General features: G+C 64.7%; 30 protein-coding genes. 1 reads left to right on the top strand and 29 read right to left on the bottom strand.

The window, feature by feature from the left end; translation table 11 throughout:
• Nucleotides 1-34 precede the first annotated feature (34 nt).
• From rpsM to rpsJ, 26 genes are all read right to left on the bottom strand, one after another.
• The gene (gene rpsM, locus AC07M9_RS03670; RefSeq protein ID WP_007682125.1) at nt 35-403 is read right to left on the bottom strand and encodes a 30S ribosomal protein S13; all 369 of its coding nucleotides are present in this window, start codon (nt 401-403) and stop codon (nt 35-37) included.
• A gap of 318 nt (nt 404-721) precedes the next feature.
• A complete protein-coding gene (locus AC07M9_RS03665) occupies nt 722-1,459 on the bottom strand; it encodes an SRPBCC family protein (protein ID WP_494881381.1) in 738 nt (245 codons plus the stop codon).
• Between the two features lie 54 nt (nt 1,460-1,513).
• Complete coding sequence (locus AC07M9_RS03660) at nt 1,514-2,167, bottom strand: adenylate kinase (protein ID WP_494881379.1); 654 nt, start codon at nt 2,165-2,167, stop codon at nt 1,514-1,516.
• A 51-nt stretch (nt 2,168-2,218) separates the two neighbouring features.
• Nucleotides 2,219-3,586: a preprotein translocase subunit SecY gene (gene secY / locus AC07M9_RS03655; protein ID WP_494881377.1), complete on the bottom strand. Its 1,368-nt coding sequence runs from the start codon at nt 3,584-3,586 to the stop codon at nt 2,219-2,221.
• Nucleotides 3,587-3,834: 248 nt separating this feature from the next.
• Nucleotides 3,835-4,317 carry a 50S ribosomal protein L15 gene (gene rplO / locus AC07M9_RS03650; protein WP_494881375.1) on the bottom strand — a complete coding sequence of 161 codons (483 nt, stop codon included), beginning with the start codon at nt 4,315-4,317 and terminating at the stop codon, nt 3,835-3,837.
• A 104-nt stretch (nt 4,318-4,421) separates the two neighbouring features.
• Nucleotides 4,422-5,621 (bottom strand): ankyrin repeat domain-containing protein, encoded by a 1,200-nt coding sequence (locus AC07M9_RS03645; RefSeq protein WP_494881374.1) that lies wholly within the window; start codon nt 5,619-5,621, stop codon nt 4,422-4,424.
• A 198-nt stretch (nt 5,622-5,819) separates the two neighbouring features.
• Entirely contained in the window at nt 5,820-5,996 is a 177-nt protein-coding gene (gene rpmD, locus AC07M9_RS03640; protein ID WP_494881373.1) for a 50S ribosomal protein L30, read from the bottom strand.
• 5 nt (nt 5,997-6,001) lie between these two features.
• On the bottom strand, nt 6,002-6,739 hold the full coding sequence (gene rpsE, locus AC07M9_RS03635; RefSeq protein ID WP_007682153.1) for a 30S ribosomal protein S5: 738 nt from the start codon (nt 6,737-6,739) through the stop codon (nt 6,002-6,004).
• A gap of 2 nt (nt 6,740-6,741) precedes the next feature.
• Complete coding sequence (gene rplR, locus AC07M9_RS03630) at nt 6,742-7,080, bottom strand: 50S ribosomal protein L18 (RefSeq protein WP_007682154.1); 339 nt, start codon at nt 7,078-7,080, stop codon at nt 6,742-6,744.
• Nucleotides 7,080-7,613, bottom strand: a complete 534-nt coding sequence (gene rplF, locus AC07M9_RS03625) for a 50S ribosomal protein L6 (RefSeq protein ID WP_494881371.1) — start codon at nt 7,611-7,613, stop codon at nt 7,080-7,082. Before rplF ends, rplR begins: the two co-directional genes overlap by 1 nt.
• Nucleotides 7,613-8,008, bottom strand: a complete 396-nt coding sequence (gene rpsH / locus AC07M9_RS03620) for a 30S ribosomal protein S8 (RefSeq protein ID WP_007682156.1) — start codon at nt 8,006-8,008, stop codon at nt 7,613-7,615. The genes rplF and rpsH overlap by 1 nt, the downstream gene beginning before the upstream one ends.
• A gap of 10 nt (nt 8,009-8,018) precedes the next feature.
• Nucleotides 8,019-8,324 (bottom strand): 30S ribosomal protein S14, encoded by a 306-nt coding sequence (gene rpsN / locus AC07M9_RS03615; protein ID WP_007682157.1) that lies wholly within the window; start codon nt 8,322-8,324, stop codon nt 8,019-8,021.
• Between the two features lie 26 nt (nt 8,325-8,350).
• Complete coding sequence (rplE, locus tag AC07M9_RS03610; protein WP_494881369.1) at nt 8,351-8,932, bottom strand: 50S ribosomal protein L5; 582 nt, start codon at nt 8,930-8,932, stop codon at nt 8,351-8,353.
• Complete coding sequence (gene rplX / locus AC07M9_RS03605; protein ID WP_494881368.1) at nt 8,925-9,242, bottom strand: 50S ribosomal protein L24; 318 nt, start codon at nt 9,240-9,242, stop codon at nt 8,925-8,927. Before rplX ends, rplE begins: the two co-directional genes overlap by 8 nt.
• Before the next feature lies 1 nt (nt 9,243).
• Complete coding sequence (rplN, locus tag AC07M9_RS03600) at nt 9,244-9,612, bottom strand: 50S ribosomal protein L14 (protein ID WP_494881366.1); 369 nt, start codon at nt 9,610-9,612, stop codon at nt 9,244-9,246.
• Nucleotides 9,613-9,808: 196 nt separating this feature from the next.
• Nucleotides 9,809-10,078 (bottom strand): 30S ribosomal protein S17, encoded by a 270-nt coding sequence (rpsQ, locus tag AC07M9_RS03595; protein ID WP_007682161.1) that lies wholly within the window; start codon nt 10,076-10,078, stop codon nt 9,809-9,811.
• Between the two features lie 12 nt (nt 10,079-10,090).
• Nucleotides 10,091-10,297, bottom strand: coding sequence for a 50S ribosomal protein L29 (rpmC, locus tag AC07M9_RS03590; protein WP_494881363.1), 207 nt, complete (start codon nt 10,295-10,297; stop codon nt 10,091-10,093).
• Nucleotides 10,297-10,731, bottom strand: coding sequence for a 50S ribosomal protein L16 (gene rplP / locus AC07M9_RS03585; protein WP_159983218.1), 435 nt, complete (start codon nt 10,729-10,731; stop codon nt 10,297-10,299). Before rplP ends, rpmC begins: the two co-directional genes overlap by 1 nt.
• A gap of 21 nt (nt 10,732-10,752) precedes the next feature.
• Nucleotides 10,753-11,448 carry a 30S ribosomal protein S3 gene (rpsC, locus tag AC07M9_RS03580; RefSeq protein ID WP_494881361.1) on the bottom strand — a complete coding sequence of 232 codons (696 nt, stop codon included), beginning with the start codon at nt 11,446-11,448 and terminating at the stop codon, nt 10,753-10,755.
• Nucleotides 11,449-11,451: 3 nt separating this feature from the next.
• Nucleotides 11,452-11,829, bottom strand: coding sequence for a 50S ribosomal protein L22 (rplV, locus tag AC07M9_RS03575; protein ID WP_007682165.1), 378 nt, complete (start codon nt 11,827-11,829; stop codon nt 11,452-11,454).
• Nucleotides 11,826-12,107: a 30S ribosomal protein S19 gene (gene rpsS, locus AC07M9_RS03570; protein WP_007682166.1), complete on the bottom strand. Its 282-nt coding sequence runs from the start codon at nt 12,105-12,107 to the stop codon at nt 11,826-11,828. Before rpsS ends, rplV begins: the two co-directional genes overlap by 4 nt.
• 6 nt (nt 12,108-12,113) lie before the next feature.
• Nucleotides 12,114-12,950, bottom strand: coding sequence for a 50S ribosomal protein L2 (gene rplB, locus AC07M9_RS03565; protein ID WP_007682167.1), 837 nt, complete (start codon nt 12,948-12,950; stop codon nt 12,114-12,116).
• 4 nt (nt 12,951-12,954) lie between these two features.
• On the bottom strand, nt 12,955-13,266 hold the full coding sequence (locus tag AC07M9_RS03560; RefSeq protein WP_007682168.1) for a 50S ribosomal protein L23: 312 nt from the start codon (nt 13,264-13,266) through the stop codon (nt 12,955-12,957).
• Nucleotides 13,259-13,885 (bottom strand): 50S ribosomal protein L4, encoded by a 627-nt coding sequence (gene rplD / locus AC07M9_RS03555; protein WP_007682169.1) that lies wholly within the window; start codon nt 13,883-13,885, stop codon nt 13,259-13,261. The genes AC07M9_RS03560 and rplD overlap by 8 nt, the downstream gene beginning before the upstream one ends.
• A gap of 2 nt (nt 13,886-13,887) precedes the next feature.
• Nucleotides 13,888-14,643, bottom strand: coding sequence for a 50S ribosomal protein L3 (gene rplC, locus AC07M9_RS03550; RefSeq protein WP_494881357.1), 756 nt, complete (start codon nt 14,641-14,643; stop codon nt 13,888-13,890).
• 353 nt (nt 14,644-14,996) lie between these two features.
• Complete coding sequence (gene rpsJ / locus AC07M9_RS03545) at nt 14,997-15,308, bottom strand: 30S ribosomal protein S10 (RefSeq protein WP_007682171.1); 312 nt, start codon at nt 15,306-15,308, stop codon at nt 14,997-14,999.
• Between the two features lie 211 nt (nt 15,309-15,519).
• Here rpsJ and AC07M9_RS03540 point away from each other — a divergent pair, with 211 nt between their 5' ends.
• On the top strand, nt 15,520-16,023 hold the full coding sequence (locus tag AC07M9_RS03540) for a hypothetical protein (RefSeq protein ID WP_494881355.1): 504 nt from the start codon (nt 15,520-15,522) through the stop codon (nt 16,021-16,023).
• Nucleotides 16,024-16,135: 112 nt separating this feature from the next.
• Here the strand turns inward: AC07M9_RS03540 and tuf are convergent, their stop codons facing one another.
• From tuf to rpsG, 3 genes are all read right to left on the bottom strand, one after another.
• The gene (gene tuf / locus AC07M9_RS03535) at nt 16,136-17,326 is read right to left on the bottom strand and encodes an elongation factor Tu (protein ID WP_007682173.1); all 1,191 of its coding nucleotides are present in this window, start codon (nt 17,324-17,326) and stop codon (nt 16,136-16,138) included.
• Between the two features lie 92 nt (nt 17,327-17,418).
• A complete protein-coding gene (fusA, locus tag AC07M9_RS03530; RefSeq protein ID WP_494881353.1) occupies nt 17,419-19,503 on the bottom strand; it encodes an elongation factor G in 2,085 nt (694 codons plus the stop codon).
• Nucleotides 19,504-19,623: 120 nt separating this feature from the next.
• Entirely contained in the window at nt 19,624-20,094 is a 471-nt protein-coding gene (rpsG, locus tag AC07M9_RS03525) for a 30S ribosomal protein S7 (RefSeq protein WP_007682175.1), read from the bottom strand.
• Nucleotides 20,095-20,184: the final 90 nt, after the last annotated feature.

Raw genomic sequence — 20,184 nt, 5'->3', positions numbered from 1 at the left:
GGAAAGCCGGGGGCCGGCGAGCGGCCCGCGCAGCTTACTTCTTCTTGCCGGCGATCGGCTTGGCCTTGCCCTTGCGGGTGCGCGCATTGGTGTGCGTGCGCTGGCCACGGACCGGAAGGCCCTTGCGATGACGCAGGCCGCGATAGCAGGCGAGGTCCATCAGACGCTTGATGTTCATCGCGGTCTCGCGACGGAGATCACCCTCAACGGTGTGCTCGGCGTCGAGGGTTTCGCGGATCTGGAGGACTTCGGCGTCCGACAGGTCCTGAATACGGCGGGCATGGTCGATGCCGAGCTTGTCGGCGATCTCGACGGCCTTGGTGCGGCCGATACCATGGATGTAGGTGAGCGCGATGATAACGCGCTTGTTGGTGGGGAGATTGACCCCGGCAATACGTGCCACTTAAAAAACTCCTGCTCCACAGGGGTCGATGGCGACCCCTATCTCAACGCTGTGAACACTCTTCAGTCCAATGGCAAAAGGTCCGGCTGGCTGAACACGCGGGTGTTGTTAACACTGCGGTCTGGGCCTTCCGGACTTGCCGTTGCTGTCGAGTGAAGGGGGCGCTTAGAATGATTCGAGCCGGCTGTCAACGGCCGCAGCGCTGACAAGCACCCGACGCCCGCCGAATGGACGGTGCGTGGATCACGCCTGTGACGCATGTTTAACGCAAATCGCAGGGCCAGTCAAAGCACGTGATGGGCAAGCCCCGCCGCGCCTCTAACGCCCTCGAATCTTGCCTTCGCTGGCCGGCGGCTGGTCCGACAGCGGGACGATGCCGTCGGCCGGAGGCTCCGCCTCCACCGGCTCGGTGACGATCGGCGGCACGGCGCTCTCGTCTTCGGGCTCGCCCGGCGCAGCAGCGGACGCCTCGGGAGGCGGGAACGCCGCCGAGAAGGCCCCGCCCAGCTTTTCCGACAGTCTGCGCAGCTGCTCGCCCAGCATGCCGTCAACCGCCGGGGCCAGCTTCTCCAGCGGCGTGCGGGTGTAGCCGCCGACCACGTATTCGAGCAGGACCTGCGTACCGCCCTTCGCGTCCGGCTTGAGCTGGATCGTCAGCGTGGCCATCACGGCATCGGCCTGCAGGGGCCCGAGCGCGCCGACCAGGCGCAGCGCGCGTGGCCGCTCGACATAGACCACCCGCATGTGCTCGACGCTGCCGCGCGGCGCGGCCTTGGGCGAGGCCGGGTTGGGCAGCAGTTCGCAGAAGCAGCCCCCTGCCCGCGCATCGAGCGACAGGTTGGCGGCATCGGTAGACCAGGTGTGCCTGGAATCCCACCATACCGACGGTTTGACCAGCACCGCCCAGGCTTCCTCGGGCGTCGCGGGTACATCGACGAGGTGGCGGACGACGAAGCCCTGCGCGGACACTTGCGCGACCTTGGCGCTTGCCGCGGCAGGCGCCAAAGCCAGCGCCGAGGCGGCGAGCGGGGCAAACGCGAGTACCAGAGCCTTCATCGAGACCTACCCCTGCCCGCCCCTACGGCCGGCGCTATTGCCAGAACGACCGCGTCAGGCTGGCGAGGCGAGGATCGCCTCGATCGCCGCCGTCACTTCGTCCATGTCGGCCATGCCGTCGACCTTGCCGACGATCCCGCGCGCCTCGTAGACCGGCAGGATCGGCGCGGTCTTGGCGCGGTACTCGGCCATGCGCGTGCGTACGGTCTCGGCGTTGTCGTCGGGGCGGCGCTTGAATTCGTGCCCGCCGCATTTGTCACACGTGCCCTCGGCCTTCGGCTTCTCGAACGTGTCGTGATAGCCCTTGCCGCAGGTGGCGCAGGTGAAGCGGCCGGTGATGCGCTCGACCAGCGCGTCCTCGTTCACTTCGAGTTCGATCACGTGGTCGAGCTTGCGGCCGCGCGCGTCGAGGATGGCGTCGAGCGATTCGGCCTGCGCCTCGGTGCGCGGATAGCCGTCGAAGATGGCGCCGGTGTCCGGACCCATAGCGTCGAGCTCGTCGCCGATCAGGGCCGAGACGATCGCGTCCGAAACCAGTTCGCCGCGCTCCATCACCGCCTTGGCCTCGAGCCCGGTCGGGGTGCCCGCCTTCACCGCGGCGCGAAGCATGTCGCCGGTGGAAAGCTGGCGCATGCCATGCTTGTCCACCAGTCGCTGCGCCTGGGTCCCCTTACCGGCCCCCGGCGGCCCAAGAAGGATGATATTCACGCCTTTACCCCCTCAATTTCGATTTCCTCGCCTCCCCGGCGCGGAACCCCTTCAGCGCTGGCGGCCCTTCAGCTTCGCCTTCTTGATGAGATCGCCGTACTGGTGCGCCAGCAGGTGCGACTGAATCTGCGTGATCGTGTCGACGGTGACGTTGACGACGATCAGAAGACTGGTGCCACCCATGAACAGCAGCGGCAAGCCCGTCATCGACAGGAAGTACTCAGGCACCGTGCAGACGATGGTGAGATAGAGCGCGCCGATCACCGTGATCCGCGTGAGGACGTAGTCCAGATAGGTCGCGGTGTTCTTGCCCGGACGGATGCCCGGGATGAAACCGCCGTTCTTCTTCAGGTTCTCCGAGGTCTCGTCCGGATTGAACACGACCGCGGTGTAGAAGAACGAGAAGAAGATGATGCCGGCCGCGTAGAGCAGCATGTAGAGCGGCTTGCCGTGGCCCAGGTACTGGTTGAGCGTGACCACGACCTTGCCCATCGTCGAGTCCGGGCTCAGCGTGTTGCCGGCGAACTGGGTGATGGTCAGCGGCAGCAGCAGCAGCGAGCTGGCGAAGATCGGCGGGATCACGCCCGCGGTGTTGAGCTTGAGCGGCAGGTGGCTGCGGTCGGCCTGCATCATGCCGCGCTGGGTCGCGCGCTTGGGATACTGGATCAGCAGGCGGCGCGTGGCGCGCTCGCAGAAGCAGATCATCAGGATCATGGCGACCAGCAGCGCGATCAGGCCGACGATCAGGATCGTGCCGGTGTCGCCGGCGGCATAAGCCTGGCCGACGTTGCTGGCGAACGTCGGCATCTGGGCGACGATGCCGGCCATGATGATGAGCGATACGCCATTGCCGATCCCGCGCGAGGTGATCTGCTCACCCAGCCACAGCAGGAACATGGTGCCGCCCACGAGGCTGATGACCGCGCCGATGCGGAACATCAGGCCCGGGTCGACCACCGCCTGCAGGCCGCTCGACGCGCCGTAGGCCTCGAGGCTGACGGCAAGGAAGTAGCCCTGCAGCGCGCAGAGGCCGACGGTGCCGTAGCGGGTGTACTGGTTGAGCTTCTTGCGCCCGGCCTCGCCTTCCTTCTTCAGCGCGACGAGCGCCGGATGGAGCGAGGCGGCCAGCTGCACCACGATCGAGGCGGTGATGTAGGGCATCACGCCGAGCGCGATGAGGCTCATGCGCGAGAGCGAGCCGCCCGAGAAGGTGTTGAACAGGTCGAGGATGCCGCCCTGCGTCTTGCTGTAGAGCGATTCGAGGATCAGCGGGTTCACACCCGGCAGCGGCACGAAGCTCATGAAACGGAAGACGATCAGCGCGCCGATGGTGAACCAGATGCGGTTCTTCAGCTCGGTGGCCTTGGAGAAGTTGGCCAGGCTCAGCGTACTGGCAATGTTGTCGGCGCGGGAAGCCATGACGTTCTGGAAGCCTCGAATGATCTAATCGGATTCGCCCTTAGCGGCTGTGACCTGCCTTGTCGAACCTTGGTAAGGAAACTGGCCATATAGACATTCGCACGATGTCTGGAAGACCTTGACTGCGCGAAATGCACGGGTCTGTGCCACTTGCGCATCACTCTGCGCGTGCCGCACCTCCCGGACAGCAAGAGAGGGCGAAGCGCCTGGCGCCCGCCCTCTCCTTTAGCTTGGGTCTGAAACCGGGCTCAGGCCGCGGCTTCTTCTTCCTTGGCGGGAAGGATGACCGAACCACCGAGCTTCTCGACGGCGGCAACTGCACCGGCCGAAGCGCCGGCGACGTTGAAGGTGACCTTCGAGGTCAGCTCACCCTTGCCGAGCAGGCGCACGCCGTCCTTGCCGCCGCGGGCAAGGCCAGCGGCCTTCAGCGCCGAGTGGTCGATCACGCCGGCAATGTCGAGCTGGCCGGCGTCGATGACCTTCTGGATCAGGCCGAGGTTGACCTCTGCGTAGTCCTTGGCGAACTTCTTGTTCGAGAAGCCGCGCTTCGGGATACGCATGTGGAGCGGCATCTGGCCGCCTTCGAAACCGGCGATCGAAACGCCCGAACGCGCCTTGGCGCCCTTCTGGCCGCGACCCGAGGTCTTGCCCTTGCCTGAGCCGATGCCACGGCCGACGCGCATGCGACGGTGACGGGCGCCTTCGTTGTCGCGGATGTCATTCAGTTTCATAGTCGTGCACTCGCTTTCGCTTTGTTCGCGCTTGATGGGAAGCGGGCCCGTTAGAGGAAACGGGCCCGGATGTCACGTATTGAATCGCAGCGAGCGCAGCGCGTTCAATCCCCGCCGCCGAAGCCGACCAGCAGCTTCGCGCTCTCGGGCACGCGGGTGCCGAAGGCATCGCGCGCCGGTGTCCAGCGCACGATCTCGACCGCGAGGCCGCACAGTTCCTTGTCGAAGCCGGGCGACACCGAGGCCGGCTCCATGCTGCATTCGGTGGTGTTGCCCTGTTCGTCGACCTGGAACAGCAGGTCGTGGCGGGCAAAGGCCTGGCGGCGCAGGATCTTCTGGTACCGCTCCTTGAGTTCGGTGAGCGCATGGTTGAATTCCGACAGGCTGGCATCGTCCCAGCGCGGCTTCTGACGCAGGGCGGCGAACTCGTCCTCCGACACCAGCGGGCGCATCCTTCGGATCATCGCGTACCAGCGCATGATGCGCGCGACCTGCAACGGCGATTCGCGGTCGATCGTGGACTGGCAGAGCGCGCCGGTCGGGCTGGCCTTGGCTTCGAGCAGCGCCTCGGCCGCGGGCCAGCGGTGATAGGCGACCGCCCAGGCGAGCGGGGTGAGGCCGAACATGTCGGGCGCGTTGACGTCCTGCTTCTCGCGCCCCAGCAGGACCTCGATGTCCGAGACCGAGCCACGCCGCGCCGCCGCGCCGAGGCCATGCGCCATGCGCGCCGTGCCGAGTTCGGAGAAGCCATAGGGCTGGACGATGCCCGCGTCCTGGTTGTCCGGCACCGGCGGGACCGGGCCCGCCTTGTCGAGCGCGCGGCACACGTCGGCGTAGGGGTAGCGCGGATCGGCGAGCATCGCCGCATTGTAGCGGCGCCCGAATCCGCTGACCGTATCGTCGGGCTGGGCCTTGCTGGCAGCGGCGGTATCGTCGGCGACGAAAGCGAGCGCGCGCACGGTCCAGGGGGCAAGGCCGCCCAGCACCCGGCACTGCACCCCGTAGGGCTCGGTGGAGATCCCCGTCGCCGTCGTCGCCCCGGCAAGCCGATAGTCTCCGGCGTCGAGCGCCTTGTTCGCTTCGGCGACGGCATTGGCGGTGCCGTTCTTCAACGCCTTGCGCATCGATTCGTCGCTCTTGCGCAAGTTCGCGAGGAAGGCCGTATCCGCCCGCGCGTCCCGGCAATGGGTCACCGAAGTGCCCTCGACCATCACGTCGGTCCTGGAATCGCGCTGCGCGCAAGATGCGCCGCCGAGCGCGCCCAGGCACAGAAACGAGGCTGTCAGAAGCCGCTTGCCGATCAAGAACCGTCCCCGAATGGAAAATGCGCCCGACGGGCGTGTGGAGCGCCCGCGAATAGCATAGCGGGCGATGGTGGGAAGAGGATTGTCATGCGCGCGGCCTGGGTCACCCGCGTCCTCTCTCGAACACTCCCCCGACGCAGAAAGGCCCCGGCGTTTCCGCCGAGGCCCTTCTTCGTATTCGTCACCGGACCCGTAGGTTCAGTCGACGATCTTCACCATGTGCGGGAGCTTGGCGATGGCACCGAGCACTTCGGGAGTGTCTTCACGCTCCACGATGCGGTTCATCTTGCCCAGGCCCAGACCGATGAGGATCTTCTTCTGGCTTTCGGGACGACGGATCGGCGAGCCGATCTGCTTGATCTTGATCTTGGCCATGTAGCTTACTCCACGATGGCTTCAGCGGCGGCCTCGGCCTCCACTTCGGAAGCTCCACCACGGCCGAGCAGGTCCGCGATCTTCTTGCCACGACGCTGGGCAACCGACTTCGGCGAAGTCTGGTTGGTCAGCGCGTCGAAGGTGGCGCGGATCATGTTGTACGGGTTCGAGGTGCCCACGGACTTGGTGACGACGTCATGGACGCCCAGGCTCTCGAACACGGCGCGCATCGGACCACCGGCGATGATGCCCGTACCGGCCGGAGCCGTACGCACGTTCACCTTGCCGGCGCCGAAGTGGCCCTTGCCGTCGTGATGGAGGGTACGACCTTCCTTCAGCGCGACGCGGATCATCTTCTTCTTGGCCGAAGCGGTCGCCTTGGTGATCGCTTCCGGAACTTCGCGCGCCTTCGAGTGACCGAAGCCGACGCGGCCCTTGCCGTCACCGACGACGACCAGCGCTGCAAAACCGAAGCGCTTGCCGCCCTTGACGGTCTTGGAGACGCGGTTGATGTGGACCAGCTTCTCGATCAGTTCTTCGCCCTGATCTTCGTCGCTGCGCGGGCCGCCACGACGGTTGTCGTCACGACGACCGCCACGGTTGCCACCACGGTCGTTGCCGCCGCGATCGTTGCCGCCACGGCCACGACCACCACGACCACGGCCACCCTCGCGGGCTTCCGGCGCTGCGCCCTGGGGCGCTTCAGCCGCGATCGGCTGTTCGTTGTTGTTTTCGTCTGCCATGATCAGAACTCCAGCCCGCCTTCGCGGGCGGCATCGGCCAGCGCCTTGACGCGACCGTGGTACAGGAAGCCACCGCGGTCGAACACGACCGAGGTAACGCCAGCCTTGACGGCTGCCTCGGCGAGTTCCTTGCCCACGCGGACAGCGGCGTCGATGTCGGTGCCCTTGGCGCCGAGCGTGTTAGCTGCGGCGACAGTGTGGCCCTGCGCATCGTCGATGATCTGCGCGTAGATGTGGCGACCGGTGCGGTGCACCGAAAGGCGGGGACGACCACCCGAACGCGCCTTGAGGGCGGTGCGGACGCGGCGCGCACGGCGCGCGAAGAGAGACAGCTTTGCCATTACTTCTTCTTCCCTTCCTTGCGGAAGACGAACTCGCCGCGGTAGCGGATACCCTTGCCCTTGTAGGGCTCGGGCTTGCGCCAGCGACGAATCTCGGCCGCAAGCTGGCCGACCTTCTGCTTGTCGATGCCGGAGATCTCGACCGTGGTGTTGTCCGGGGTCTTCACTTCGATGCCTTCCGGCACGTCGATGTCGACATCGTGCGAGTAGCCCAGCTGCAGCTTCAGGGTCTTGCCCTGCGAAGCGGCACGGTAGCCCACGCCCTTGATCTCGAGGACCTTGGTGAAGCCGTTCACGACGCCTTCGACCAGGTTCGAAACCAGGGTGCGCTGAAGGCCCCAATGGCTGCGCGACGACTTCGAGTTGCCGATGGGCTGGACCGCGATGGTCTCACCCTCGACCGAGGTCGTGACGAGGTTGGACAGCCCCAGGGTCAGGGTGCCCTTGGGGCCCTTTACCGAGAGAACGCCGTTGTCGATCTGGGCGGTCACGCCGCCCGGGATCGCAACCGGCTTTTTACCGATGCGGCTCATCAGAAGACCTCCGCAAGCACTTCGCCGCCGACGTTGGCCGTGCGTGCTTCGGCATCCGAGAGCACGCCGCGGGGCGTCGAGACGATGGTGATGCCAAGGCCGTTGCGCACGATCGGAAGTTCCTTGGAACCCGAATAGACGCGGCGGCCCGGCTTGGAGACGCGAGCGATGTGCTTGATGGCGGGTTCGCCCTCGAAGTACTTCAGCTCGATGCGAAGCTGCGGGTGAGCGCCAGTCGCGTCGTCGGAGAAGCCACGGATGTAGCCCTCGCGCTGAAGCACTTCCAGGACGCGCGCGCGCAGCTTCGAGGCCGGCGAGAGGACAGTGTCCTTCTTCGCCTGCTGGCCGTTGCGGATGCGGGTGAGCATGTCACCCAGGGGATCGGTCAATGCCATTTTCTAACCCTTACCAGCTCGACTTGGTCACGCCGGGGATCATCCCCTTGTTGGCGAGATCGCGCAGCTCGATGCGGCACAGGCCGAACTTGCGGTAGTAGCCGCGCGGACGACCGGTCGTCGCGCAACGGTTGCGAACCCGGGTGGGGTTGGCGTTGCGCGGGATCTCGGCCAGCTTCAGGCGGGCGATGAGGCGCTCGGTTTCTTCGAGCGACTGATCGTCAGCCACCGCCTTGAGGCGGGCATACTGACCGGCATACTTCTTGACGAGCTTCTTGCGACGCTCATTCTTGTTCACGGAACTCAGTTTCGCCATGGACTTAAGCTCTCTTCTTCAGCGGCTCACGCCGCCTCCTGCTGTTCCGACTCTTCAGCCGGGAACGGGAAACCGAAGAGGCGCAGCAGCTCGCGCGCCTCGTCGTCGGTCTTCGCGGTGGTGGTGACGATGATGTCCATGCCACGCACCTTGTCGATCCTGTCGTAGCTGATCTCCGGGAAGATGATCTGCTCCTTCAGGCCCATGGCGTAGTTGCCACGGCCGTCGAACGACTTCGGGTTCAGACCACGAAAATCTCGGATGCGCGGCATCGCCACGGTCACCAGACGGTCGAGGAATTCGTACATGCGCTCGCGGCGGAGCGTCACCTTGCAGCCGATCGGCATGCCTTCACGCAGCTTGAACTGCGCGATCGACTTGCGGGCCTTGGTGATGACGGGCTTCTGGCCGGCGATGAGTTCCATCTCGGCTGCGGCGGTCTGGACCTTCTTCTTGTCCTGGCTCGCCTCGCCCACGCCCATGTTGAGCGTGATCTTCTCGATCTTGGGAACTTCCATCACGTTCTTGTAACCGAACTTCTCGGTCATGGCCTTCGCGATTTCAGCGTCGAACTTGGTCCGCAGGCGCGGAATGTACTGCTCAGCCATCGATCGTCTCCCCGGACTTCACGGCCACGCGGACCTTCTTGCCGTCCTTGGTTTCAAAGCGAACGCGGGTCGGCTTGCCGTCCTTGTCCGCGACAGCGACCTTGCTGATCGCCATCGCCGCGGGAACGCGCTCGATGCCGCCCTGCGGGTTCTGCTGGGTCGGCTTGCGGTGCTTGGTCGCGACGTTCACGCCCTCGACCACGACCTTGCCATCCTTGGGCTGGACCTGGAGCACCGTGCCGGTGCGGCCCTTGTCCTTGCCCGAGAGAACGACGACCGAGTCGCCCTTCTTGATCTTAGCGGCACCCATCTTAGAGGACCTCCGGCGCGAGCGAGATGATCTTCATGAAACCGCGGGCGCGCAGTTCGCGCACCACGGGGCCGAAGATACGAGTGCCGATCGGCTCCTCGTTCTTGTTGATCAGCACGGCGGCGTTGCCGTCGAAACGGATCACGCTGCCGTCCGTGCGGCGCACGTCCTTGCGGGTGCGCACGATCACGGCGCGGTGAACGTCGCCCTTCTTCACGCGGGCACGGGGCTGCGCTTCCTTGATCGACACCACGATGATGTCGCCGACGCCTGCGAAACGACGCTTAGACCCGCCCAGCACCTTGATGCACTGGACGCGCTTTGCGCCGCTGTTGTCCGCGACGTCGAGATTGGATTGCATCTGGATCATCGATCCGGGTCCTTCTCAACTGGCTTGCCGGAACCAGTCCGGCAGTTCCTAAAAATACAGGCCCCCGAAGAGGCCCGAGTCGCCGGTGACCGGCGAAGGCGGCCCTTTGCCGCATTCACCCGTCCAGGTCAACTCTCGTCAGCTACGGCCAAAGCCGGGAGCCACGGCCCCCGGCTTCGATCCCGTCACCGAGGTCTCAGACCTCGGCTTCGAAGGCCGTACCCTTGCTCGCCTGAAGACGGTCAAGAACCTTCCAGGTCTTGGTCTTCGAGTAGGGCGCGGTCTCCTCGATCCGGACTTTCTCGCCGGTCTTGAAGGCGTTGTCCTCGTCGTGGGCGTGGTACTTCTTCGAGCGGCGGATGATCTTCCCGTAGAGGGGGTGCTTCACCTTGCGCTCGACGAGCACGGTCACGGTCTTGTCCGTCTTGTCGGAGACGACGGTCCCGCTAAGAATACGCTTGGGCATCGTTGCTTCTCCTTACGCCTTCGCCGACGCCGAACGCTCAGCCTGGAGCGTGCGGATGCGGGCGATGTCGCGACGGACTTCCTTGATACGTGCCGGACGCTCGAGCTGGCTCGTGGCGGCCTGGAAACGCAGGTTGAACTGCTCGCGCTTGAGCTCGACGAGGTCAGCCGTCAGCTGGTCGTCGGTCTTGGCGCGGAAGTCTTCGGTCTTGGTGGCCATCATTCGCCTCCCAGATGCGAGGTGTCGCCAAGACGGGCGACGACCTTGGTCTTGATCGGCAGCTTCATCGCGGCGCGCTCGAACGCCTCCGCGGCGAGCGGGCCGGCAACGCCGTCCAGCTCGAACAGGATGCGACCCGGCTTGACGCGGGCGGCCCAGTATTCGACCGCGCCCTTGCCCTTGCCCTGGCGGACTTCGGCAGGCTTCTTCGAAACCGGCACATCGGGGAAGATGCGGATCCAGAGGCGACCCTGACGCTTGATGTGACGCGTGATCGCGCGGCGGGCCGCCTCGATCTGGCGGGCGGTGATCCGCTCGGGCTCCATGGCCTTGAGGCCGTAGGAACCGAAGTTCAGGTCGGTGCCACCCTTGGCGTCGCCCTTGATCCGGCCCTTGAAGGCCTTGCGGAACTTGTGCTTTTTCGGTTGCAGCATGGTGCTAACTCTATCCTAGGATCAGCGGGCCGGGCGGACGCCGGAAGTCTGGGCTTCCATCATCAACCGGTCCTGCGCCATCGGGTCGTGACCAAGGATCTCGCCCTTGAAGACCCACACCTTGATGCCGATGATGCCGTAGGCGGTCAGCGCCTCGACGTCAGCGTAATCGATGTTGGCACGCAGCGTGTGAAGCGGAACGCGACCTTCGCGGTACTGCTCGACACGGGCGATTTCCGCACCGCCGAGACGGCCGCCGCACATGATCTTGATGCCTTCGGCACCCAGACGCATCGCGGACTGCATCGCGCGCTTCATCGCCCGGCGGAACGCCACGCGGCGAACCAGCTGGTCGGCGATGCCCTGGGCGATCAGCCTGGCGTCGACTTCCGGCTTGCGGATTTCGACGATGTTCAGCTTCACTTCGCTCGAGGTCATCGCGGCGAGCTGCTTGCGCAGCTTCTCGATGTCCGCACCCTTCTTGCCGATGATCACACCGGGACGGGCCGCGTAGATCGAGATGCGGCACAGCTTGGCCGGACGCTCGATGACGACCTTGGAGATCGCGGCCTGCGGCAGCGTCGTCATGATCGACTTGCGGATCTTGAGGTCTTCCTCAAGCAGCTTGCCGTAGTCCCGGCCTTCCGCATACCAGCGGCTGTCCCAGGTACGGTTGATCTGCAGGCGCAGACCGATCGGATTGCTCTTATGACCCATGGATCAGGCCTCCTCGACTTCGCGAACGACGATCCGCAGGCGCGAAAACGGCTTGAGGATGCGGGTGGACTTGCCGCGACCACGAGCGTGGAAACGCTTCATGGTGATCGACTTGCCGACCGACGCCTCGGCGACGACGAGAGCGTCGACGTCGAGGTTGTGGTTGTTCTCCGCGTTGGCGATCGCCGAGGCGAGCACCTTGCGGGCGTCCACGGCCATCGCCTTGGTCGAGAACGCGAGGATGTTCATCGCGTCTTCGACCGGACGGCCGCGGATCAGGGCAGCGACCAGGTTGAGCTTCTGGGCCGAACCACGAATGTTCGTGTTGACCGCAAGAGCTTCCTTGTCACCAACGCGGCGGGGTGCTGCTTGCTTGCTCACTTGCGCTTACCCTTCTTGTCGGCGGCGTGGCCCGGGAACGTGCGGGTGGGAGCGAACTCACCCAGCTTGTGGCCGACCATGTCCTCGTTGACCGAGACCGGGATGAACTTGTGTCCGTTGTAGACCGTGAAGGTCAGGCCAACGAACTGCGGGAGAATGGTGGAACGACGCGACCAGGTCTTGATCGGGCCACCACGGTTGCCGGCATCCTGCGCAACTTCAGCCTTCTTGAGAAGGTAGAGGTCGACGAAGGGGCCTTTCCAGACGGAACGTGCCATCGTGACTTACCTCTTCTTCTTGGCGTGACGCGAACGGATGATGAGCTTGTCCGTCTGCTTGTTGTTGCGGGTGCGGGCACCCTTGGTCGGCTTGCCCCACGGGGTGACCGGGTGACGGCCGCCCGAGGTACGGCCTTCACCACCACCGTGCGGGTGATCGACCGGGTTCTTGGCGACGCCGCGGGTCAGCGGACGACGGCCCAGCCAGCGCTTGCGGCCGGCCTTTGCGAGGGTCTGGTTGCCGTTGTCGGGGTTCGACACGGCGCCCACGGTGCCCATGCAATCGCCGCGCAGGTAACGCTGCTCGCCCGAGTTCAGGCGAACGATGACCATGCCGCGGTCACGACCGACGACCTGCACATAGGTGCCTGCCGAACGGGCGATCTGGCCGCCCTTGCCGGGCTTCATCTCGACGTTGTGGCAGATCGTGCCGACCGGCATCTGCGACAGAAGCATGGCGTTGCCCGGCTTCACGTCGGTCTTCTCACCGGCGACGACGACGTCGCCGACTGCGAGGCGCTGCGGCGCGATGATGTAGGTCTGCTCGCCGTCCGTGTACTTCACCAGGGCGATGAAGGCGGTGCGGTTGGGATCGTACTCGATCCGCTCCACGGTCGCTTCCATGTCCCACTTGCGACGCTTGAAGTCGATGAAGCGGTACTTCTGCTTGTGACCGCCGGCGATACCGCGCGAGGTCACGTGACCCTTGTTGTTGCGGCCGCCGGTCTTGCTCTTGCCTTCGGTCAGCGCCTTGAGGGGCTTGCCCTTCCAGAGCGACGACTTGTCGACGAGGACCAGGCCACGGCGCGCCGGGCTGGTCGGGTTATATTTCTTCAGTGCCATCGGATCAGCCCCGCACGCCTTCGGTCACGTCAATCGACTGGCCTTCGGCCAGCGTGACGATCGCCTTCTTCACGTCGCTGCGGCGGTATTCCCTACCGCGCCAGCGCTTGGTCTTGCCCTTGGTGACCAGGGTGTTGACGCCAGTTACCTTGACATCGAACAGCGCCTCGACGGCAGCCTTGATCTGGGGCTTGGTCGCCGCATCGGCCACCTTGAAGACGACCGCGTTGTGCTCGGAGAGCAGGGTCGACTTCTCGGTGATGTGCGGCGAGAGGATCACGTCGAAGTGACGGATGTCCACGTTGCTCTTAGCCATTGAAACGGGCCTCCAGCTTTTCGACAGCGGCGCGGGTGAGCACCAGCGTATCATGCTTCAGGATGTCGTAGACGTTGGCGCCGACAGCCGGGAGAACGTTCACGCCGATGATGTTGCGGGCAGCCAGGGCGAAGCCCTCGTTGACCTGCTCACCGTCCATGACGAGAACCTTCTTGCCGAAGTTCGCCTTCGCGAGCTCGCCGGCAAGCACCTTGGTCTTGGCGTCGGCAACGTCGAGCGAGTCGACGATGACCAGGCCGTTCAGGGCCTTGGCCGAGAGAGCCATCTTCAGACCGAGTGCGCGGATCTTCTTGTTCAGCGAGGGGTTGAAGTCGCGGCGACGAGCACCGTGAGCCTTACCACCACCGATGAACACGGGAGCTGCGCGATCGCCGTGACGGGCGGTGCCGCCACCCTTCTGGCGGCCGAACTTCTTGCCGGTGCGCGCGACTTCCGAACGCTCGCGAGTGGCGCGGGCGGTGCCGCGACGGTTCTCGAGCTGCCAGGTGACGACGCGGTGCAGGATGTCAGCGCGCGGCTCGATGCCGAACACGTCGTCCGAAAGCTCGATGTCGGCGTTGGCGGCCGAACCGTCGATGTTGAGGACTTGAACCTTCATGATTAGCCCTCCTGGCCTTCGGTCGCTTCGGGAGCCGCCACGTCAGCGGGGGTCTCGGCAGCGGCCGTGTCGTTGGTGTTGGCAGCCGTCTTGAGGCCGGCGGGGTACGGAGCCTCGGCGTGACGGTCGACCTTGACGGCGTCCGAAACGGTGAGCCAGGCGTTCTTCGAACCCGGGACCGAGCCCTTGACGAAGATCAGGCCACGCTCGTCGTCGACGCGGACGACTTCGAGGTTCTGCTGGGTGCGCTGGCGGTCGCCCATGTGGCCGGCCATCTTCTTGTTCTTGAAGACCTTGCCCGGATCCTGGCGCTGACCGGTCGAACCGTGTGCACGGTGCGAGATCGAGACACCGTGGGTGGCGCGCATGCCTCCGAAGCCCCAGCGCTTCATCGCGCCCTGGAAGCCCTTGCCCTGCGTGTGGCCGCCTACGTCGACCAGCTGGCCGGGCACGAAGTGCGAGGCTGCGATCGTCGAGCCGACCTCGAGGAGGGCGTCGTCGGCGACGCGGAATTCCGCGACGCGCATCTTGAGGGAAACTTCAGCCTTGGCGAAATGCTCGCGCTGCGGCTTGGCGACGTTCTTCTGCTTGGCTTCACCAGCACCGAGCTGAACCGCGACGTAACCGTCACGATCAGAGGTGCGGACCGAAACCACCTGGCAGCCTTCCAGGGCCAGGACGGTGACGGGCACATGGCGGCCATCCTCCTGGAACAGGCGGGTCATCCCGACTTTCTTGGCGATCACGCCGGTACGCATGACCTTCTCCTTACAGAGGCGCACGCAGGACCATCCCCCGTGCGCGTGTCCAACCCTATGTGTGATACGAACCCCGTCCGGGTCAGGTGCTCCCTGCGAACCCTGTATGGGCAGCGGAAGCGAGACGGGGGACGCATTCCCGATACTTTCCGAGGAAAGCAGCGGAGGTATCCCTTGTGTCCCCATCGGTTTCCCTCCGGGGCGCTGTCTAAGCGGGTTTCTCCCCGCGAAGCCGGCCCAGTGGACCGACAAGGTAATTTGAACCCGGAGGTTCGAATTTTGCCTCGATCGTTTAAAGTCCGATCGGAAAGGACTTATCGGGGCAACCCCTGAGGGTTACCCCGTCAGCCGGCTCAGGCCAGCTTGATTTCGACGTTCACGCCGGCCGCAAGGTCCAGCTTCATCAGCGCGTCGACAGTGGCAGCGTTGGGCTGCACGATGTCGAGGAGACGCTTGTAGGTGCGGACCTCGAACTGCTCGCGCGACTTCTTGTCGACGTGCGGGCCGCGGTTGACCGTGAACTTCTCGATCTGCGTCGGCAGAGGAATGGGGCCCCGGATCAGCGCGCCGGTGCGGCGGGCCGTATCAGCGATTTCGCCAGTTGCCTGGTCGAGAACGCGATGGTCAAACGCCTTGAGGCGAATGCGGATGTTCTGAGCTTCCATTACCTACACCGATGAGAAAGAGCCAAAGGACCGAAGTCCCGTTAAATTCGAGACGCGCCCCTACACGGCAAGGGCGAGTCGGGCAAGCGCTGATTTCTCGCGGTCCTGAAGGTTTTCCAGGCAAGCCCGCGCAGTTCGTCGCTTCCGCCCTTCCCTGCGCCCGATCCTCGGCGTAGGTCCGTCCGGCGACGCCTAACAGAAGCCGCTGCCAATGCACTCAATTGCCACAAAAATTTCCGGCGCGCTGGCCGCGCTGACTTTCGTATGCCTGGCCTCCGGCGCCGCTGCTGCCGCAGGATCAGCCTACGGCCCGAGCGGAACCGAAGTTCCCATCGACCTTGCCGATGGCACCGACGTTCTCACCGCCCATGCCAACTTGCCGGATTCGCACGGCGGGCGGGTGGACGATGCCTGCCTCGACGCAGCCCGCGCCAGCAACGGCGGGGATGCCGGCACGATCGTCGTCTGCTCCCACGGCGGTGACGGCACCAGCGAGCGGGTTCCCGCCTCCAGGTCCGTCGACGAGAGCACGAGAACGGGCGCGCTGCATCCGCCGGATGTCTCGACCTTCCCCGGCTGCCTCGGCCCCTGCATCACCATACCGTTCGGCCGCGTGCCGCCGCCGGTCTATTACATCGACCTCAGCGCCATCCCCGAGGCGCCCAAGGGCTCGGATGCGTGGAAGATCGCACAGGGAGAACTGCGGGCGCCGTAAACGCCCCAAGGGCGCCCTGCCAACTAAGGCCAGAAGCCATAAACGCGAAAAGCCCGGCCTTGCTTTCGCAAGGCCGGGCCTATCACTGTAGCCGTAGCTTCAGATCAGCGAATTACTTCGTGATCTTCGACACGACGCCCGAACCGACGGTGCGGCCGCCTTCGCGGATCGCGAAGCGCAGGCCATCGTCCATGGCGATCGGTGCGATCAGCTTGACGCTGATGGTCACGTTGTCGCCCGGCATGACCATCTCGGTGCCCTCGGGGAGGATCACTTCGCCGGTCACGTCGGTGGTGCGGAAGTAGAACTGCGGACGGTAGTTGGCGAAGAACGGCGTGTGACGGCCGCCTTCGTCCTTCGACAGAACGTAGACTTCTGCGTCGAACTCGGTGTGCGGGGTCACGGTGCCCGGCTTGGCGAGAACCTGGCCGCGCTCCACGTCTTCACGCTTCAGGCCGCGAACCAGCGCGCCGATATTGTCGCCTGCACGACCTTCGTCGAGCAGCTTGCGGAACATTTCGACGCCGGTGACGACGGTCTTCTGGGTGTTGCGGATGCCGACGACTTCGACTTCCTCGCCAACCTTGACGATGCCGGTCTCGACGCGGCCGGTGACGACCGTACCACGACCCGAGATCGAGAACACGTCCTCGACGGGCATCAGGAACGCCTTGTCGGTGGGACGCGGCGGCTGCGGGATGTAGCTGTCGACGGCGGCCATCAGCTCAAGGATCTTTTCCTTGCCGATGTTGTCGTCGCGGCCTTCGAGAGCGGCGAGAGCCGAACCCATGATGATCGGAATGTTGTCGCCGTCGAAGTCATACGACGAGAGCAGTTCGCGAACTTCGAGTTCGACGAGCTCGAGCAGCTCGGCGTCGTCGACCTGGTCGACCTTGTTCATGAACACGACGAGCTGCGGCACGCCGACCTGGCGGGCAAGCAGGATGTGCTCGCGGGTCTGCGGCATCGGGCCGTCAGCAGCGTTCACGACGAGGATCGCGCCGTCCATCTGGGCGGCACCGGTGATCATGTTCTTGACGTAGTCAGCGTGACCCGGGCAGTCGACGTGCGCGTAGTGGCGCTCGGCGGTCTCGTACTCGACGTGTGCGGTCGAGATGGTGATGCCGCGCTCGCGCTCTTCGGGAGCCTTGTCGATGTTCGCGAAGTCAACGGCGGTACCACCGAACGCTTCAGCCATCACCTTGGTGATCGCGGCGGTCAGCGTGGTCTTGCCGTGGTCGACGTGACCGATGGTGCCGATGTTGCAGTGCGGCTTGTTCCGCTCAAATTTAGCCTTGGCCATTTTTCAAACCTTCTTTCGTCTTGATTTCGAATCTGCGGGTATCGGAGCGGAGCCCGCGGATGCAGGCGCCGCCCCTAGAACCATTGCTGCCCTCAGGCAAGCTTCTCCTTGACCTCAGCCGCGACGTTCGCCGGGACTTCGTCATAGTGAGAGAACTGCATCGAGTAGTTCGCACGGCCCTGGGTGAAGGAGCGCAGCGAGTTCACGTAGCCGAACATGTTCGCGAGCGGCACGTTGGCGTCGACGACCTGGGCATTGCCGCGGCTGTCGGTGCCCTGGATCTGGCCACGGCGCGAGTTGAGATCGCCGATGACGTCGCCCATGAATTCTTCAGGGGTGACGACTTCGACCTTCATGATCGGCTCGAGCAGCTTGATGCCAGCCTTCTGCGCGACTTCGCGCATCGCAGCACGGCCGGCGATTTCGAACGCCAGGGCGCTCGAGTCGACGTCGTGGTACGAACCGTCGTAGAGGACGATGTCGAAGTCGATGATCGGGAAGCCGACCAGCGAGCCCGAGGCAGCGGTTTCGCGCATGCCCTTTTCGATCGCGGGGATATATTCCTTCGGAATGTTACCGCCCTTGATCTCGTCCTTGAAGGTGATGCCCGAACCGCGCTCGCCCGGCGTGACCTTGACCTTCACGCGGCCGAACTGACCGGTACCACCCGACTGCTTCTTGTGGGTGTAGTCGACGTCGACCGGCTTGCCGAGGTATTCGCGGTAAGCCACCTGCGGCGCACCGACGTTGGCCTCGACCTTGAACTCGCGGCGCATGCGATCGACGATGATGTCGAGGTGAAGCTCGCCCATGCCCTTGATGATGGTCTGGCCCGACTCGTGGTCGGTCGAAACGCGGAACGAGGGATCCTCGGCCGAGAGACGGTTGAGCGCGATGCCCATCTTCTCCTGGTCGGCCTTGGTCTTGGGCTCCACCGACAGCTCGATCACGGGCTCGGGGAACTCCATGCGCTCGAGCACGATCGGTGCGCGTTCGGCGCAGAGCGTGTCGCCCGTGGTGGTTTCCTTCATGCCCGCCAGCGCGACGATGTCGCCTGCGAACGATTCGTCGATGTCCTTGCGGTCGTTGGCGTGCATCTCGAGGATGCGGCCGACCTTCTCCTTCTTGCCCTTCACCGAGTTCAGGTAGGTGCCCTTGGACAGCGTACCCGAGTAGATGCGGATGAAGGTGAGCGAGCCCACGAAGGGATCGTTCATGACCTTGAAGGCGAGCGCAGAGAACGGCGCACTGTCTTCGGGCGGACGGCTGTCGGGCTCGTCGCTGTCGACCTTGACGCCCTGGACGTCTTCGATGTCGAGCGGAGAAGGCAGGTAGTCGACGACGGCGTCGAGCAGGGGCTGCACGCCCTTGTTCTTGAACGCCGAGCCGCAGACGACCGGAACGAACGCATGTGCCAGCGTGCCCTTGCGGATCAGCGCCTTGAGCGTTGCGACGTCGGGCTCGTTGCCTTCGAGGTACGCTTCCATCGCGTCATCGTCCTGCTCGACGGCAAGTTCGATGAGCTTGGTGCGGTACTCGGCGGCTTCGTCGGCGAGGTCGGCCGGGATCTCTTCGTAGAAGAACTCGGCGCCCAGCGCTTCGTCCTTCCAGACGATCGCGCGGTTGTGCACGAGGTCGACGAGGCCCTTCAGGTCGGCTTCGAGGCCGATGGGAAGATAGAGCACGGCAGGCGTCGCACCGAGGCGGTCGATGATCGACTGCACGCAGTACTTGAAGTTCGCGCCGGTGCGGTCGAGCTTGTTGATGAAGCACATGCGCGGAACGCCGTACTTGTCGGCCTGGCGCCACACGGTTTCCGACTGCGGCTCAACGCCCGCGACGCCGTCGAAGCAGGCCACCGCGCCGTCGAGCACGCGCAGCGAACGCTCGACTTCGATGGTGAAGTCGACGTGTCCGGGGGTGTCGATGATGTTGATGCGGTATTCCTGGCCCTCGGAGGTCCAGAAGCAGGTGGTCGCCGCGGAGGTGATCGTGATGCCGCGCTCCTGCTCCTGCTCCATCCAGTCCATGGTGGCGGCGCCGTCGTGGACTTCGCCGATCTTGTAGGACTTGCCGGTGTAGTAGAGGATACGCTCGGTCGTCGTGGTCTTGCCGGCGTCGATGTGCGCCATGATACCGATGTTGCGGTACATGTTGAGCGGATGGCTGCGGGCCATGGGAGAATCCTTAGCGAGGGTTTCGGGAGCGATAGCGGCCTTCAGATAAGACCAAGCGCCCTGAAATAAAAGTGTGACGCCCGGATGACCCTTGCAGGCCGTCCGGGCACCACGATCACATTACCAGCGGTAGTGCGAGAAGGCGCGGTTCGCGTCCGCCATGCGGTGCGTGTCTTCGCGCTTCTTGACCGCGTTGCCGCGGTTGTTCGCGGCATCGAGCAGCTCGCCCGACAGGCGCGCGGCCATCGTGGTCTCGGGGCGGTTGCGGGCCGCGCCGATCAGCCAGCGGATGGCGAGGGCCTGCGAACGCTCGGGACGCACTTCCACGGGGACCTGGTAGGTCGCACCGCCGACGCGGCGCGAACGCACTTCGATCTGCGGCTTCACGTTGTTCAGGGCATCGTGGAACAGCTGGACCGGGTCCGACTTGGCGCGAGTTTCCATGGTTTCCATGGCACCGTAGACGATCTGCTCGGCGACCGACTTCTTGCCGTCGTACATGAGGTTGTTCATGAACTTGGACAGGATGAGATCCCCGAACTTGGGATCGGGCAGGATTTCCCGCTTCTCGGGACGACGACGACGTGACATTTTTGTAACTCCAAAAGGTCCGGAGCGTAGCGGAGGTCTTCAACCGTCATCCCAGCGTAGGCTGGGACCGCTGGCCTCACTGGGCGCTCG

Source organism: Novosphingobium sp. GW821-FHT09E05, assembly GCF_059416165.1.
Note: the sequence above shows the minus strand (reverse complement) of the source record. Positions and strands in the feature narration are given on the sequence as shown.

Bases quoted from the DNA above. Each gene is read 5' to 3' on its own strand.
- AC07M9_RS03665 (WP_494881381.1), bottom strand. From the start codon at position 1,459: ATGAAGGCTCTGGTACTCGCGTTTGCCCCGCTCGCCGCCTCGGCGCTG.
- secY (WP_494881377.1), bottom strand. From the start codon at position 3,586: ATGGCTTCCCGCGCCGACAACATTGCCAGTACGCTGAGCCTGGCCAAC.
- rplO (WP_494881375.1), bottom strand. From the start codon at position 4,317: ATGAAACTGAATGACATCCGCGACAACGAAGGCGCCCGTCACCGTCGC.
- rpmD (WP_494881373.1), bottom strand. From the start codon at position 5,996: ATGGCCAAGATCAAGATCAAGCAGATCGGCTCGCCGATCCGTCGTCCC.
- rpsE (WP_007682153.1), bottom strand. From the start codon at position 6,739: ATGGCAGACGAAAACAACAACGAACAGCCGATCGCGGCTGAAGCGCCC.
- rplR (WP_007682154.1), bottom strand. From the start codon at position 7,080: ATGGCAAAGCTGTCTCTCTTCGCGCGCCGTGCGCGCCGCGTCCGCACC.
- rplF (WP_494881371.1), bottom strand. From the start codon at position 7,613: ATGAGCCGCATCGGTAAAAAGCCGGTTGCGATCCCGGGCGGCGTGACC.
- rpsH (WP_007682156.1), bottom strand. From the start codon at position 8,008: ATGGCATTGACCGATCCCCTGGGTGACATGCTCACCCGCATCCGCAAC.
- rpsN (WP_007682157.1), bottom strand. From the start codon at position 8,324: ATGGCGAAACTGAGTTCCGTGAACAAGAATGAGCGTCGCAAGAAGCTC.
- rplE (WP_494881369.1), bottom strand. From the start codon at position 8,932: ATGGCTGAGCAGTACATTCCGCGCCTGCGGACCAAGTTCGACGCTGAA.
- rplX (WP_494881368.1), bottom strand. From the start codon at position 9,242: ATGGGTGCCGCTAAGATCAAGAAGGGCGACTCGGTCGTCGTTCTCTCG.
- rplN (WP_494881366.1), bottom strand. From the start codon at position 9,612: ATGATCCAGATGCAATCCAATCTCGACGTCGCGGACAACAGCGGCGCA.
- rpsQ (WP_007682161.1), bottom strand. From the start codon at position 10,078: ATGCCCAAGCGTATTCTTAGCGGGACCGTCGTCTCCGACAAGACGGAC.
- rpmC (WP_494881363.1), bottom strand. From the start codon at position 10,297: ATGGCCACCAAGACCGAAGACTTCCGCGCCAAGACCGACGACCAGCTG.
- rplP (WP_159983218.1), bottom strand. From the start codon at position 10,731: ATGCTGCAACCGAAAAAGCACAAGTTCCGCAAGGCCTTCAAGGGCCGG.
- rpsC (WP_494881361.1), bottom strand. From the start codon at position 11,448: ATGGGTCATAAGAGCAATCCGATCGGTCTGCGCCTGCAGATCAACCGT.
- rpsS (WP_007682166.1), bottom strand. From the start codon at position 12,107: ATGGCACGTTCCGTCTGGAAAGGCCCCTTCGTCGACCTCTACCTTCTC.
- rplB (WP_007682167.1), bottom strand. From the start codon at position 12,950: ATGGCACTGAAGAAATATAACCCGACCAGCCCGGCGCGCCGTGGCCTG.
- AC07M9_RS03560 (WP_007682168.1), bottom strand. From the start codon at position 13,266: ATGGCTAAGAGCAACGTGGACATCCGTCACTTCGACGTGATCCTCTCG.
- rplD (WP_007682169.1), bottom strand. From the start codon at position 13,885: ATGAAGGTTCAAGTCCTCAACATCGACGGTTCGGCCGCCAACGCCGAC.
- rplC (WP_494881357.1), bottom strand. From the start codon at position 14,643: ATGCGTACCGGCGTGATCGCCAAGAAAGTCGGGATGACCCGCCTGTTC.
- rpsJ (WP_007682171.1), bottom strand. From the start codon at position 15,308: ATGGAAGCTCAGAACATCCGCATTCGCCTCAAGGCGTTTGACCATCGC.
- AC07M9_RS03540 (WP_494881355.1), top strand. From the start codon at position 15,520: ATGCACTCAATTGCCACAAAAATTTCCGGCGCGCTGGCCGCGCTGACT.
- tuf (WP_007682173.1), bottom strand. From the start codon at position 17,326: ATGGCCAAGGCTAAATTTGAGCGGAACAAGCCGCACTGCAACATCGGC.
- fusA (WP_494881353.1), bottom strand. From the start codon at position 19,503: ATGGCCCGCAGCCATCCGCTCAACATGTACCGCAACATCGGTATCATG.
- rpsG (WP_007682175.1), bottom strand. From the start codon at position 20,094: ATGTCACGTCGTCGTCGTCCCGAGAAGCGGGAAATCCTGCCCGATCCC.